Here is a 15,478-nt window from a genome sequence, read left to right on the forward strand (position 1 = left end):
TTCCCCCTAGTTAATGTTTGTACTTTGTTCTATTATCATATTTTGTACGAGTTTGTGAATTTCACCGTCACCTTCAGCTGGCGCTGAACGTTGTATACGACCATGATAACTCAAATCGTATTTGTCTGTTGTTAACTCTTTTAGATAAGGATATACGAATGACCAAGCCCCTTGATTTTTAGGTTCTTCTTGTACCCAAGCTGCATGCTCTAAATTAGGTAACTCGCTTAACAATGCATCGATTTCATCTGCAGGGAAAGGATACAATCTCTCTACTGCTACAAGTAAAATTGACTCATTTGGATTTTTTGTCAGATACTCTTTTAAATCAATAAACATTTTTCCTGATGCTAAAATAACTTTTTTAACAGATGCTTTATCATGTGCTTCTGGTAAAATAGGTTCGAATTTACCTGAAGTGAATTTGCTGATAGGATCTGCAACTGTTTTATTACGTAATAAACTCTTAGGCGACATCACAACTAAAGGTCTCATAGATTGTGTACCTAAGTTAGCAGCTTGTGCACGTAATAAATGGAAATAGTTACTAGAGCTAGATAAATTAACAATTGTTGAATTATTTTCACCGGCAAGTTGTAAAAATCTCTCTAAACGTGCTGATGAGTGTTCAGGACCTTGTCCTTCAAATGAATGTGGTAAGAATAGTGTTAGCCCAGAACGTTCGCCCCATTTGGCACGAGAACTAAATAAGAAATTATCAAAAATCATTTGAGCCATATTTGAAAAGTCACCATATTGGGCTTCCCAAATTGTCATACATGATTTATTTTGAACATTATAACCATATTCAAAGCCCACTACTGCGGCTTCAGACAATGGTGAATTACGCACTTCAAACGTTGCTTTTTGGTCAGGCACATTGTGTAATGGAACATATTGTGCGCCTGTGTCAGGGTCATGTAATACAGCATGACGATGACTAAATGTACCACGTTCACTGTCTTGGCCAGTTAAGCGTATAGGTGTACCATTTTGAGTTATTGTAGCAAATGCTAATTGTTCTGCTTGAGCCCAATCAACTAATCCGTCTTCACTTTCAAATGGTTCTCTACGTTTTTCTAATACTTTGTTAAGTTTTTTCAGTACATTGAAATCTGATGGGTACGATAGCATTGCATCGTTGATTTCTTTAAGTTGTTCATAGCTTACTTCTTCATCTTTAGTTTGGATTGGTTCTGCCAGACTATCTGGTTTTTGCATATCTGGATTATCCATTTTATCGTTTTTATCGATTTTGTCATGAGCTGCACGTAATGTATTTTGAACATCATCAAAAATTTGATTCATTTGATCTTCAGAGATAATGTTTTCATTTACGAGTTGTTTACCGTATAGGATATCAACAGACTCATGCTTACGTATTTCATGATATTGTAGTGGGTTTGTGATGGATGGTTCGTCCATTTCATTATGACCGTAACGACGATAGCCGACTAAGTCAATCACGACGTCTTTGTTAAATTCTTTTCTAAATGCCATTGCAATTTCTATTGCTTCGATTGTAGCTTCAACGTTATCTGCATTGACATGCATGATTGGCACATCATAACCTTTAGCAACATCTGAAGAATATGTTGTTGAACGGCCATCTTCAGGTTCAGTCGTAAAACCAATGCGGTTATTAGTAATGATGTGAAGTGAACCACCTGTTGAATAACCTTCTAGATTACCTAAATTCATTGCTTCAAAGTTAATACCTTGACCTGGGTAGGCAGCATCACCATGTATTAAAATCGGCATTGATTTTTTAAATTCAGTTGTAACTGCACCTGGTTTATCTGTTGTATCTTGATTTGCACGAGTCTTACCTAATACTACTGGTGCGACGATTTCCAAATGACTTGGGTTATTTGCTAATGAAATGCGTTGTTCACTACCGTAAGATTGCGTAGTTTTAACACCACCAAGATGATATTTAACGTCTCCAGTCCATCCTGAAGTTAATTGTAGGCTACCGTCTTCAGGTAAGAATTTCATAGGATCTGTGTGCATAAATTCAGAAATCATCATTTCATAAGGCTTTTCTAATACGTGGGTTAATACATTTAATCTACCACGGTGTGCCATACCTATTTGAATATTTTGTATGCCTTCATCGCTCGCAATTCTTAATGTCTGTTGAAGCATTGGTACTAAAGTATCTACACCTTCAATAGAAAAACGTTTTGCGCCTACGAAGTTTTTATGAAGATACTTTTCAAAACCTTCAACATGAGCTAAATTTTTAAATAATTCAATTTTTTGATTGTCATTCAATGTTGCTTTGTATGGAGTTTCAATTCTGCGTTTTAACCATACACGTTCACGATTATTGTTAATGTGCGTATATTCAAAAGCGATAGGACCTTTGTAGCGTTTTTCCATACGCACAATCGCTTCATAAGCATTATCGTATATGTCTTTAAAATGTTCAGACACAATACCTGCTGAAATAGATTCTAATGTTTCTTGATCTAAGTTGAAGTCTTCGATGTTTAATTTCGGTACGTTTTCTCTTTGAGGTCGGTTTACAGGATAAATATCTGCCAATAAATGCCCATATTGACGAATGTTATCGATTAGGCGCATAACACGTTTGATTGTGCTATCTCCTTTAGTCACATTTGATTGACCTTCTGTGTTTGTTGCGATGTTTGCTTCACCGTTTTTAATTGTACTAAATAGGACTTGTAAATCTTCTGGAACTGCACTAGGATCGTCTAGATATATGTCATATAAGTCTAAAACATATCCAAGATTTGCTCCGAAATTTACAGGTGCCTCGGAAACCTGACTTTCGTTGCTCATATTACACCCTCCACAAAATAGTTGAAACGCTTACAAATCAATAATAGCACTTATTATATACAAATTAAAGTACCAATAGCGCACTTATTACTAAAAAAGCAGAACCTTTTTTACTTTGGTTCTGCTCATAAGTTTTATATATAATAGGGTGACATATATGTTGTTAGAAAAAACATTTTGCACCAATTAGTTTTGAATGTTAAAAAGTAATCTTAAACGTTGTATATTTACCAACTTCACTATCGACATGTATAGTACCATTATTTAGTTCTATGATTTTTTTAGCGATAGATAATCCCAATCCATTACCACCTAATTTGCGAGAACGTGATTTATCAACTCTATAAAATCTATCAAAAATAAATTCTATATCTTCTTTAGGTATACCCACACCGTGATCAGTAATTTCAATAGAAATTTGTTTGTTTCTCAACTTTGTTTGTATCTGAATGTATTTATTTATCTGATCATATTTCATAGCATTATCAATAAAGATGATCAGCATTTGTTCAAATTGATAACGATCAATTCTTATGTTTAATGGTTTAGGAAACGCATCGAATTCAAATGTATAATCACTGTGCAATTGTGATAAAGATTTAATTCGAGATGCAATCTCTTGATTTATCTCAACATTTTCAATTTCACCGTCTCTACTGTTATTATTGTCTTTTGTAAGTAATAATAGTTCTTCTACAAGTTTTGTAATTCTTGTCATTTCTTCTAATGAAATATCTAAAGACTCTTCTAATATAGCAGCATCTTTTTTACCCCAGCGATTGATGAGATTAAGATGGCCTTGAATGATCTGTAAGGGAGTACGTAATTCATGTGACGCATCTTCGACAAATTGTCGCTGTTGATTAAAAGATTCTTCCAATTGGAGCATCATCTCATTAAATGTCACAATTAAGTTGTCTGTTTCTTCGTAATTTGTACTTAATTCTACTTTTTCTTGGAAACCATCTCTCCGAATTTGTTGCATCTTATTCGACATCAATATTAACGGTTTTGTAATTTGCGAAGAAAAGAAATAACTAATAATTGCAGTTATAAACGTTGCTATCACACCAAATATTAGAGCGATAAAATATAAAGAGTTTACAAGTGCTTTATAGTCTTCTAAAGAATGCACTATCACACTGTAACCATTAAATTTTGGTGACTCAATATGATCTGTGATGATGAGATAATCTTTTTTGTGATCACTTTTAACTGCTATACGATTTACATTTGTCGGTGCGATATTCGGAGAAAACGTAATGGAGTTATCATTTGATGTTTCCATTAATTTGTGACCATCTTCATTAAATAACATGACTTTTTGAAAATTACCTAAGGATGCATTTAAATCAAGTGGTGTGACGTGTTCAATTTGTTTAGATTCAAATAATTTAACTATATCTTTCGAACTACGTTCAGCCTCATCTACTTCATTATGTCTTAATGAATTACTGAGGAAGAAAATGATTATGATGCTAAAAAGAAAAATGGTTAAAAACGTAATCGTCGTAGTAATCAACATCCATTTAGTTTTAAGTTTACGTTGTTTCATTGTCTTACCACGTACCCTACACCGCGTACTGTTTCGATACACTTATCTTTACCAAAGGGTTTTAATTTGTTTCTTAAATATCGAATGTAAACATCTACTACATTTGTTTCTACTTCTGTATCGTATCCCCATACGTCTGTAATGATTTGTTCCCTTTGCAGAACGTGGTTTCTGTTTTCAGCTAGTAAAAATAACAAATCATATTCTGTTTTTGTTAAATCAAGTGGTTGTCCATCCACAGTGACTTTAAAAGCATCTTTATCTATAATGATGCCTTTGATATCGATTAGATTCTTTTGTGGTTGTCTTCGTAACATAGCTCTGATTCTTGCTAATAATTCTTCTATATCAAACGGTTTAACGATATAATCATCCGCACCGTAATCCAAACCAGCCACCTTATCGTAAGTATCACTTTTAGCAGTGATGATAATGATAGGTGTAGTTTGATTTTGACGAATCTGACGACAAATTTCTAAACCATTTATATTCGGAAGCATTAAGTCTAAAAGAATTAAATCATAAGTATTTGATAATGCTTTTTCTAAACCAGGCTTCCCATCATATTCAATATCTACGTCATAATTTTCATGTTCAAGTTCAAGCTCTATAAAACGCGCAAGGTTTTGCTCGTCTTCTACTATTAAGATTTTTGTCATATGTAGCACCTCAAATTATATATTATAATAAATGCTTGTTTGTAGAAAGTTATTGCATAAAAATTTCAAAATGTTTTTAAAATACTTCATGATTTTAATCACTTTTATTGTAATATATAGGTATTTCATAAAATTTGAAAAAATTATTCGAATTCAATTGACAATCATTCTCAGTGTTGTATAATGTAATTGAAAATGATTATCAATACCAAAAATAAGACATTCCCCCCCACATATTTCGTTCTTATTTGGATTGTTCATTTTCAAAAATATCCCCTTTTATATGCCCGTAAAAGACTAACGTTGCGAGACAACGTGAATATAAAAACCGGTTTTACATTGTGAAATCGGTTTTTATAATAAATTTTGACACATAAAAGCAGTTAGATGAATTTATTCACCTAACTGCTTTTTTACTGTGTTTTTAAATAAATTATAAGTTACATCAGACACTATGGATGCACATAAGTTGAATTGAATGGAATTATACTTGCAATTTATGGCGTAATATTAATGTTGATAATACGACACAGAATGCGCCACCAATAATACCTGCTATAATATCTGTAGGATAGTGTACACCAAGATAAACTCTTGATGACGATATCATAATGATAAATAAAGCTGAGAGACCAATCATAAAGGCTTTAGATTTACCCTTTATAACTCGATTGGCGATATATATCGTACTTCCAAAGAATGCTGTAGAACCCATCGCATGACCACTCGGGAAACTAAATCCTGAGATATCAATAAGTCGAAGTAGCGTTGGACGTTCTCTATCAAAGATATTTTTAAGTAATGGGTTTAATGTACTCGATAAACTCATTGCAATTGCGAAAAATAAAGCCTCAATATTTAAACGTTTTAACATTAAATAAGCAACGAGCAACAGAGATAAACAAACCATTGCCCAAACTTCTCCAACTTTGGTTACACCGAGAAATATCGTTGTGGTGATGAAACTTTCAGAAGAATAAATGAACTCATATACTTCATTATCAATCCACTTTCCCAGTCTTGATTCGTGGAAGAATGCAATGATGCCAAATATTAACGTAAAAATAATGAGTAATGATATTCTTTTCCAACGACTCATTGCATGTACCTCCTATTCGCTTAAAGCATCGTTTATTATCTTTTGGAATAAATCCTGACGCGTAAAGCTTTCTTTATATGTTTGCATTTGTTTAATGATATCATCGCGATTGGTTTCAATTTCTCTCAATTGTGTTTTTAATTCATTTTCAGTTAATGTATCTTCGAGAATTGTTTTACCAAATCCTTTTGATTCAAAATGTTTAGCATTGTCAATTTGGTCGCCACGTGATTGATCTAAACCTAAAGGAATTAATAACATTGGAATGCGTAGCGCTAAAAATTCATAGATAGCGTTAGAACCAGCACGACTAATCACTGTATCTGTAATAGCAAGTAAATCCGTTAAATCATCTTTAACAAATTCAAATTGAATGTAATCTTTAGTGCCAACATATGAATTGTCTAATAGCCCTTTTCCAGTTAAATGAATGACTTGGTAAGACTCTTGAAGTGTCTCGAGATTTTGTCTTATAATGTCATTCAATTTTTTACTGCCTAGACTGCCACCCATGACTAATAATACTTTTTTATCATTATTAAATTCTGTCAGTTGATAACCTCTATGTTTATCTCCAGTTTTTAAGTCTTCTCTCACTGTTGCACCAACAAAATCTGCTTTATCTTTAGGTAAATAATTTAATGTATCTTCAAAGGTAGTATATATTTTTTTAGCGAATTTTAATGAGATTTTATTTGCTAAACCAGGTGTTAAATCAGATTCATGAATAATCGTAGGGATTTTTAAAGATTTTGCAGCAATAACGACTGGTACTGAAACAAATCCCCCTTTAGAAAATAGTAAATCAGGCTTTTCTTTTTTTAGCACACTTCTAGCATCTAATACACCTTTTAACACCTTAAATATATCTTTAATATTATCCCAAGAAATATACCTTCTTAATTTACCACTAGATATAGAGTGGTATTTAATTGAAGGTAATTGAGATTCAATCATTTCACGTTCAATCCCATTTTTTGATCCGATATAAAAGGAATCGTATCCTTCTTCTATTGCAGTTGGAATCAAACTTAGGTTTACGGAAACATGTCCAACTGTACCTCCACCGGTAAATGCGATTTTCGTCATAATATAACCTCTATTCTTCTAAATTTTTATAATAGGCATAAAATGGTTCACCTTTATTAAAAGGATGATAATCAATTTTTGCTTCGCCTACTTTGCTAAAGCCAAATTTAGTAAACAGTCCTTGTGCGCGCTTATTTAAAGCAAATGTATCGGTTAATAACACATGAATATTATGATTCAGTGCTAAATTAACTGCAAAATCAAATAGTTGCGTTGCAGTACCTTTATATTCAGATGATCCTGCCAATCTATGAATAACATAGGCACCTTTTCTGTCAATTGGCCATTCTAATTCATCATACCATTCTGATTGCTGTTGGTCGACAACTATAAAAGCATAAATAATAGAATTTTCTTCTAGAACAAAAAGTGTGTCTTTTTCAATATCTTCTTCAAAATGTTCTTCTAAAGGATAATGTTCATCCCATTGATTGTTGTTGTCTTGCTTCATAATAGTTTTAGCTTCTTCTACAATGTTTAAAATACTAGATAAATCATTTTTATTTGCTTTTCTAATCATAAACCGATGACTCCTCTTAAATTAATTTAGTTTTTTTAAAAGCTCATTTAATACGGTGTCTTCTTTGTTTGCTTTTTCAACAAGTTGCTGTGTGAATTTTTCATTCGTTGACTTGTTAAATGTGCCATTTACATCTAAATTATTTTTCTTTTGGAAGGATTTGAGTGCATCCTCTAGTTCGCTATCAAATTCAGTAGACTGATTATTAATATGATAGCCTAATGCATTCAATCCCACCTTCATTGTTTTAACATTTTTATCATCGTCACCCAACTGATATGTTTTATTGCTTGGGATAACATTTAATGATTGATATGCAGGTTCTTCTATTTTCTTATCAGGAGTAATGCCTTTTCCATGAATATAATGAGATTTTGGCGTTAACCATTTCATATTAGTGAATTTTAATAATGAACCATCTTCAAATTCTCGTGTAGTCTGCACAATGCCTTTACCAAATGTTTTTGAACCATAAACTTTGGCTTTATTATAATCTTTCATAGCACCTGTGAAAACTTCTGAAGCACTAGCTGAGCCTTTATTTACTAAAATAGAAACATCCATATCTTTGGCTTCTTTTGAGGCATCATTTGAAGCCTTAATTGCTTCTTTATGTTTGCCTTTTTCTAATTGAACAACTGTTTCATTTTTATCAATGAAAATGTTTGCCATTTTAACAGCTTCATCTAATAAGCCTCCAGGATTATTACGTAAATCCAATACAATTTTACGGATGCCATCTTTGTGTGCTTTAATGATGGCAGATTTTAATTCGCCTGATGTACTATTTTGGAATTTATTGATAGTAAAGACACCGACATCGCCATGTTTTTGGTATTCAACACTTTTGACATGAATTTTATCTCGTTTTATTGTGATGTCGTGAGCTTGTCCACCGCGTTCAATGGTTAGTGTTACTTTTGTACCTTGTTTTCCTCTAACTTTTTTAACAATTGCTTCTAAAGGCTGTCCTTTAATCGATTTACCATTCACTTTAGTAACCACATCTTTAGGCTGAATTCCGGCCTTTTCAGCAGGTGATTGTTTCATAGGGCTTGTAATTTGAATTTGATTCCCTTTCTTTTGCATTTCAGCCCCAATACCTACAAAATCACCTGATACATCTTCATTAAATGATTTAGTTTCTTTTTTGGTCATATAGTCTGAATAAGGGTCATCCAATTTTTTTACCATGCCATCAATCGCTGCTGTCCCCAGCTCTTCTGAACTAGTATCTTTATAGTATTCATCATCTAGTGTTTGATAAACTTGCTCTACTTTTTTCATCTCAGCACGTTGATTACTATTTAAACCACTTGTCCAATGACTGATCCCAATCGTTGCAAATACTGCAATCACAGCAGTTACAAGTATTGTAACTATTAATATAATAATAAAGTGACTACGTTTGAAATTTATTTGTTTCTTTGTTGATTGCGATGATGCTTTTTCATTTACTTCTTGATTCACTTCAGTTGTGTCTTTACTTTCTGACATTTAATCACTTCCAATACATATGTAAAAAATTAATATTGTAAAAAATCATTACAAATAAAATGAGCTGGGATTGAATCATTTAGATTAATCCCAGCAACAAATGATACCTTATTATTTTAATATATTTTAATCGTGCTACTCAAATGTTAAAGTAATTAAAATTTTAACCATTCGGTATATTCCTCGTATAAATCATCAAAAACGGATAATGAAATAGTATAATGCCCTTGTGTTTCTATATAATCTGACAGTATATGAAAGTCTTTTTCATGTTTTGGAAAAGATAAATCATCAAATATTTCTTCTGCTAATTCACCTTTTTCATCTTTACGCCCACGTGCTGTAAGGGCAAAATGATAAAATGAATGGTCTTTCATTAGTTCATTGTCACATCAACAATTTTAGTTTCACCTTTAGTCACAGTTGTTACATCAGCCACTGAAATAGATGCTGTGTTGTCAGAATTTGTGATAATAATTGGTGAAACAACTGATTTTGCATTTTCTTTTATATAGTCTAAATCAAATTTTAATAATGGGTCTCCAACGTTAACCACGTCGCCACTTTCAACTAGAATGTCAAAGCCTTCACCATCTAATTGCACGGTATCAAGACCAATATGAACAAGTAATTCTAGGCCATTTTCAGCTTTTAATCCAATAGCATGTTTCGTTGGGAAAACATTATCTACCTTACCATCGATTGGTGAAACAACTTCACCTTCTGTTGGATTTATACCAAAGCCTTCACCCATCATTTTTTGAGCAAATACTGGATCTGGTATATCTTCGATTTTTACATATTCCCCAGTGATTGGTGCATAAATCGCGCTTTCTTTATTGACCTCTTTGCCTTTACCAAATAATTTTTTAAACATAATATGTTCGCTCCTTATTTTTCAAAATGTGGTATTAAATCTCCATATCCTAGTTCTTCTAATTTTTCATATGGTATAAATTGTACAGCTGCTGAATTAATGCAATATCTCAGACCGCCGCTTTCTTTTGGTCCGTCATTGAATACGTGACCTAAATGGCTATTTGCATCTTCAGAACGTACTTCAGTGCGCACCATGCCAAATGTTTTGTCGACTAATTCAACGATTTCTTCATCGGCTAATGCCTTAGAAAAACTTGGCCAACCACAATCTGATTCGAATTTTTCTTCAGAAGTGAATAATGGTTTACCTGAAATTTTATCAACGTAAATACCTTTTTCAAAGTGGTTCCAGTATTCGTTTTGAAATGGCGGTTCTGTACCATTTTCTTGTGTAACTAAATACTCCATTTCATTTAAATCATTTTTATTCTTTTTAATCATTTTGTTTCCCCCAATGCTTTTCTATAAAATTTTTCCGACCTGATCCACGTTGATACTGTTCATAATGCAATGGATTCTTTTTATAGTAATCCTGATGATAAGTTTCAGCTGGATAAAAGTTTTTATATGGTTTAATGGGTGTAATGACAGGTTTGTTAAAGATACCTTGTTCATTTAATTGTTGAATTTTAGCTTCGGCTGCTTTTTTCTGATTTTCATCATGATAAAAAATAGCAGGCTCATAATGTTCTCCACGATCAAAAAATTGACCACCGTTATCAGTAGGATCAAACGTTTTGAAATAAACGTCTAATATATTTTCGAAGGAAGTAATTTCTGAGTTATAAGTAATTTGGACTGCCTCGACATGCCCAGTTTGATTTGTACTTACACTTTCATAAGTTGGGTTATCTGTATGTCCACCACTATAACCAGAAATAATATTTTCGATACCAGGATATGAAGTGAATGGTTTAACTAAACACCAAAAACATCCTCCTGCTAATGTCGCATAAGCCATAATATACCTCCTATATCTATTTTGTCATAAAGTTACCATTATTTTAAGCGATTTGCTATGAAACTGTTTATATATTAAATAAGACCAATTTCATTTTGAGTATAGTCATAGCGCGCTTTGAAGTAGTACTTTATGATCGTAATACGACTAAACCGATAGCACCTTGTCCTGTATGTGTTGAAATGATAGGTGTTGTAACGTTCGTGTCGAATTTTGTAAAGTTGAACTCTTCTGAAAAATGTTTTTTTACTTTGTCTACGAATTCAATAATATTTGCATGTGCAATACCGATAGATTTTACATTTTTATCACCGATAAACGCGCTCACTTCTTTTTTGAGGAACTGAACACTTGCATTTTGAGTTCGAGAATTATGAATTAATTCAATCTTTCCGTCTTCGAGTGTTCCGATTGGTTTGATTTTCATCATATTACCAATTAAACCTTTCGTTTTGCTAATACGTCCGCCTTTAATTAATTGGTTTAATTGTCCTATAACAACATAAAGTTTAATGTTTTTTTGTAGTTCAACAATGTTTTCAACGATTTCATTTGTTGATAGTCCAGTATTATTCCAATCAACAATGTGTTGCACTTGGTAACCTAAACCAAAAGAAATAGACTTAGAATCAATGACAGTAACTTTACTATCAGTCATTTCGCTAGCTTGCAGTGCAGTCTGATAAGTTCCACTTAAACCTGATGTCATATGAATGCTTATGATTTCAGAACCATCTTCGCCTAGTTCATCGTATAATTCAATGAACTTACCGATAGCAGGTTGACTTGTTTTAGTATCAGCATTTTCTTCCAGTTTTTGAATATATTCTTCCGACGATATATCTATTTGGTCAATGTAGGATTCACCATCAATTGTTAAATTAAGAGGTATCACATGAATATTATTTTCATTTAAATATTCATGTGATAAATCAGATGTTGAATCAGTAACAATTTTCTTTTTTATCATAAATTTCCTCCTATGAAGTTCCCTTACGGATTAAATGTAAAAAGGTATGAGGAATCGTATTTTTTTCATCCAATACACCTTTATTTGATGATGCGACTTCCCAGTCTTTAAATGTATATGGTGGGAAAAAAGTATCACCGTTATATTTATCTTCAATAACAGTAATATACATATCATCAACCTTATCTATCATTTCTTCAAATAAGGACTGGCCACCAAATATAAAAACATGGCCAGGTAAGTTGTAGATTTCTTCGAAAGAATGGATAACATCCACACCCTCTGGTTTAAATGATTTATTTCTAGTTAACACAACATTTCTTCTATTAGGAAGAGGTTTCCCGATAGATTCAAATGTTGCACGACCCATGACAAGCGTATTTCCAGTAGTTAACGACTTAACGTGCTTTAAATCACTAGGTAAATGCCAAGGCAATTGGTTATTTACGCCAATAACCCGTTGTTGATCATGGGCTACAAGTATTGAAAGTGTCATAATGTTCCTCCTAATATTGAAATGAAAACAGTTTAATATGAAACACAAAGTGCATTATATAATAAATTATTGATGTTTTTAAGTCACTTCCCATTTAAACTGCGATGGGTGCTTTAATCGCTGGATGTGATTCATAATCAACAATTTCTAAATCCTCGTAATCAATATCAAAAATAGATGCATCTGAATTGATATTAAGTGTTGGTGGATTATAGCTTTCTCGTGCTAATTGTGTCTCAATAGCTTCGATATGATTAGAGTATATATGTGCATCGCCAAAGGTGTGTACAAATTCTCCAACTTCAAGGCCACATTCTTTCGCGATGAGGTGAGTTAATAAACTATAACTTGCGATGTTAAAAGGAACCCCTAAAAAGATGTCTGCACTTCTTTGGTATAATTGACAACTTAATTTGCCATCTTGAACATAAAACTGAAACATTGTATGACAAGGTGGTAACGCCATTGTATCAATTTCTGTTGGATTCCATGCAGATACGATATGACGTCTTGAATTAGGATTCGTTTTAATTTGATTGATCACCGTTTTTAATTGATCATAATGATTACCATATTTATCTTCCCAATCACGCCATTGTTTACCATAAACATTACCTAAATCACCATATTTTTTAGCAAAATCATCATCATTTAAAATACGTTTTTTAAATTGGTTCATTTCGTCTTTATAGATTAGGTTAAAGGACTCGTCTTTTTGTGCCCTATGGCCAAAATCAGTCATGTCGGGTCCGTTATAGTCTTTGGATTGAACAAATTTTTCGAATGCCCACTCATTCCAAATGTTGTTATTATATTGAAGTAAATACTTAATATTTGTATCTCCTTTGATAAACCATAAGAGCTCTGTAGCAATTAATTTAAATGATACTTTTTTAGTTGTTAGTAATGGGAAGCCTTTTGATAAATCAAACCTCAGTTGGTGACCAAATTTTGAGATGGTTCCAGTATTTGTGCGATCATTCTTTTGTTTACCGATTTCTAAAATTTCTTCACATAATTGATGATACGCTTGATCAAAAGCATTTAACATTTAATCCACTCCTTCCAAAATTAATTTTATTTGTATCTTATTGGATAATTGTTATAAGTTAAAGGATTTAACATTAATTATGTAAAAATAATGTACTTTGAGTAAATTATACATCATTTTTTGTAAACGTTATACGCGTTAGTACTTATTTTTATGGAATAAATGCCAACTTACTATATCTTATTGGCTTGTTTAGACACAGTAAGTTGGCATAATGACCATTTAATGAATTTTTACGCTATGTTATTCAATACGATTTAAAAGCGATATTTATATAACCATACGAACCATTTAGCAGTAATCGTCAAATGCGTCTTTAATGTCCATACAAATATCTTGAATATCTCTACCTTCAATGTGTTCACGAGGTATAAAATGTTTCAATTCTTGTCCTTTGAAAAGCGCATAGGATGGACTAGATGGAACCTGTTGGATATAATCACGCATTGTTGCAGTAGCTTCTTTATCTTGACCTGCGAATACTGTTACTTTATTTGTAGGTTTTTTATCATTTTGTTCTACAACTGTAACAGCCGCTGGTCTTGCTAAACCAGCTGCACAACCACATGTTGAATTAATAACAACAAATGTTGTATCGTCACTACCCACATTTGTCATAAAGTTAGATACTTCATCTGCGGTTTCTAAACTTTTGAAATCACGTCCAGTTAATTCACTACGCATTTGAGTTGCAAGTTCATTCATGTATGCTTCATATGCATTCATTTAAAACACTCCTTTATAAATTCATATCATCAAATTATTACGATTTATTTCTATTAGCAATTTGTTTCCACACAGAACCTAATGCTTCATCACCATTTTCAATTCTTGCTATTGCCATTTCTATTTGAAGTTTAACTTCATATGCAGGGTCATTTTCATGTGTGCGAAGTGCATCAAGTTGTTCAGGACCGCCTTCATCAAATATAAACATAGCAGCTCGCCATCTTACTATTTTATGGGGATCATCTAATGCTTTTTCCATTTCAGGCAAAGCTTGTTTGAATCCTAAATCGCTTAAACAATCACCAGCTGTTCTTCTGACTGCTGGACTTTTATCATGTAATCCTTTAAATAAATAAGGTAATACTGCTTTATCTTCTATCATACCAAGCAACACGATCGCTTCACGTCTTAATGGTGTTTTCTCTTCTTCACTAACAGCATCACCTAATAATGGGAAATCTCTTTCTGTTGGTGTTGGGAAAGCTTTTAACATTCTTAAGCGTTCTTTCCAATCATCAGTTGCTTGATAAGTCTCAAGCGTCACATGTTGGTATTTTTTTTCAGGAATAACGACATCTGTATTTAAAGCATTTTCTACAAGATGGTTTAAATCTTTTTCAGGATAAAGTGCTAGGATTTCTTCAGTGACTTCAGACATAATATCATCTAATTCACCATAACGTATACCTAAGTCTTCCCATTTACGTTGGAAAACGATATTGTCATCATCTTTTTGAGCTGCAAGCATACTATCAATATACACTTCAGGTAATTGCTTACGTTTTTCTTCAGTACTAGAAGTAAGTTTAACCTGGTATGGGATCCCTTTGAACTCAAGTACTTCTGCCCTAACTTCGCCAAAGTGTTCATCTGGTGCTGGTGTAACAATAGATTCAGATTCGTCGCTTAATGTTGCTGTTACTTTAGGTAATAAAACTTCCCAATCATATTTGGGCTTTTTATCTACAGCTAAAAAATCCATAACGTAAAATATAGATTTCACACCATCAACTGCTAATACATCATTGATAAACTTGGGCTGATTATCAAGAATAGTTGTATACGTATTTGACTTATTATCTTTTCTTTTCTCATTCAAAACAATTTTCATTGTGTTGGGACTGGGCGTTGGTTCGACACGTACAATTTCCATTCAGAAAACTCC

The 15,478-nt window shown here is 32.7% G+C and carries 16 protein-coding genes; all 16 read right to left on the reverse strand.

Annotated features, from left to right (window positions below; genetic code table 11):
• Positions 1 to 6: 6 nt before the first annotated feature.
• On the reverse strand, positions 7 to 2,808 hold the full coding sequence (locus tag ACM595_RS02560) for a 2-oxoglutarate dehydrogenase E1 component (protein WP_041080678.1): 2,802 nt from the start codon (positions 2,806 to 2,808) through the stop codon (positions 7 to 9).
• 199 nt (positions 2,809 to 3,007) lie between these two features.
• The gene (locus ACM595_RS02565) at positions 3,008 to 4,363 is read right to left on the reverse strand and encodes a HAMP domain-containing sensor histidine kinase (protein WP_115338532.1); all 1,356 of its coding nucleotides are present in this window, start codon (positions 4,361 to 4,363) and stop codon (positions 3,008 to 3,010) included.
• Positions 4,360 to 5,022: a response regulator transcription factor gene (locus tag ACM595_RS02570; protein WP_002483297.1), complete on the reverse strand. Its 663-nt coding sequence runs from the start codon at positions 5,020 to 5,022 to the stop codon at positions 4,360 to 4,362. Before ACM595_RS02570 ends, ACM595_RS02565 begins: the two co-directional genes overlap by 4 nt.
• A gap of 484 nt (positions 5,023 to 5,506) precedes the next feature.
• On the reverse strand, positions 5,507 to 6,121 hold the full coding sequence (locus ACM595_RS02575; RefSeq protein ID WP_115338531.1) for a phosphatase PAP2 family protein: 615 nt from the start codon (positions 6,119 to 6,121) through the stop codon (positions 5,507 to 5,509).
• Between the two features lie 12 nt (positions 6,122 to 6,133).
• The gene (locus ACM595_RS02580) at positions 6,134 to 7,210 is read right to left on the reverse strand and encodes an undecaprenyldiphospho-muramoylpentapeptide beta-N-acetylglucosaminyltransferase (RefSeq protein ID WP_115338530.1); all 1,077 of its coding nucleotides are present in this window, start codon (positions 7,208 to 7,210) and stop codon (positions 6,134 to 6,136) included.
• Positions 7,211 to 7,220: 10 nt separating this feature from the next.
• Positions 7,221 to 7,730, reverse strand: coding sequence for a GNAT family N-acetyltransferase (locus tag ACM595_RS02585; protein WP_115338529.1), 510 nt, complete (start codon positions 7,728 to 7,730; stop codon positions 7,221 to 7,223).
• 21 nt (positions 7,731 to 7,751) lie between these two features.
• Positions 7,752 to 9,227, reverse strand: a complete 1,476-nt coding sequence (locus ACM595_RS02590) for a S41 family peptidase (protein WP_002483293.1) — start codon at positions 9,225 to 9,227, stop codon at positions 7,752 to 7,754.
• 155 nt (positions 9,228 to 9,382) lie between these two features.
• On the reverse strand, positions 9,383 to 9,604 hold the full coding sequence (locus ACM595_RS02595; protein ID WP_002483292.1) for a YozE family protein: 222 nt from the start codon (positions 9,602 to 9,604) through the stop codon (positions 9,383 to 9,385).
• A complete protein-coding gene (locus ACM595_RS02600) occupies positions 9,604 to 10,104 on the reverse strand; it encodes a PTS sugar transporter subunit IIA (RefSeq protein WP_002483291.1) in 501 nt (166 codons plus the stop codon). The genes ACM595_RS02595 and ACM595_RS02600 overlap by 1 nt, the downstream gene beginning before the upstream one ends.
• Positions 10,105 to 10,118: 14 nt before the next feature.
• Complete coding sequence (gene msrB / locus ACM595_RS02605) at positions 10,119 to 10,547, reverse strand: peptide-methionine (R)-S-oxide reductase MsrB (RefSeq protein WP_002483290.1); 429 nt, start codon at positions 10,545 to 10,547, stop codon at positions 10,119 to 10,121.
• Positions 10,540 to 11,067, reverse strand: a complete 528-nt coding sequence (gene msrA, locus ACM595_RS02610; RefSeq protein ID WP_115338527.1) for a peptide-methionine (S)-S-oxide reductase MsrA — start codon at positions 11,065 to 11,067, stop codon at positions 10,540 to 10,542. Before msrA ends, msrB begins: the two co-directional genes overlap by 8 nt.
• Positions 11,068 to 11,197: 130 nt before the next feature.
• Positions 11,198 to 12,037 carry a DegV family protein gene (locus tag ACM595_RS02615; protein ID WP_002483288.1) on the reverse strand — a complete coding sequence of 280 codons (840 nt, stop codon included), beginning with the start codon at positions 12,035 to 12,037 and terminating at the stop codon, positions 11,198 to 11,200.
• Positions 12,038 to 12,047: 10 nt separating this feature from the next.
• A complete protein-coding gene (locus tag ACM595_RS02620; protein WP_002483287.1) occupies positions 12,048 to 12,533 on the reverse strand; it encodes a dihydrofolate reductase in 486 nt (161 codons plus the stop codon).
• A gap of 94 nt (positions 12,534 to 12,627) precedes the next feature.
• Entirely contained in the window at positions 12,628 to 13,584 is a 957-nt protein-coding gene (locus ACM595_RS02625) for a thymidylate synthase (protein ID WP_011303096.1), read from the reverse strand.
• A gap of 291 nt (positions 13,585 to 13,875) precedes the next feature.
• Entirely contained in the window at positions 13,876 to 14,310 is a 435-nt protein-coding gene (gene brxA, locus ACM595_RS02630) for a bacilliredoxin BrxA (protein ID WP_002483285.1), read from the reverse strand.
• A 37-nt stretch (positions 14,311 to 14,347) separates the two neighbouring features.
• Positions 14,348 to 15,466 carry a conserved virulence factor C family protein gene (locus tag ACM595_RS02635; protein ID WP_002483284.1) on the reverse strand — a complete coding sequence of 373 codons (1,119 nt, stop codon included), beginning with the start codon at positions 15,464 to 15,466 and terminating at the stop codon, positions 14,348 to 14,350.
• Positions 15,467 to 15,478: the final 12 nt, after the last annotated feature.

The sequence above is a fragment of the Staphylococcus sp. LKG3-1 genome (assembly GCF_048568385.1).
Classification (GTDB): domain Bacteria; phylum Bacillota; class Bacilli; order Staphylococcales; family Staphylococcaceae; genus Staphylococcus; species Staphylococcus saprophyticus.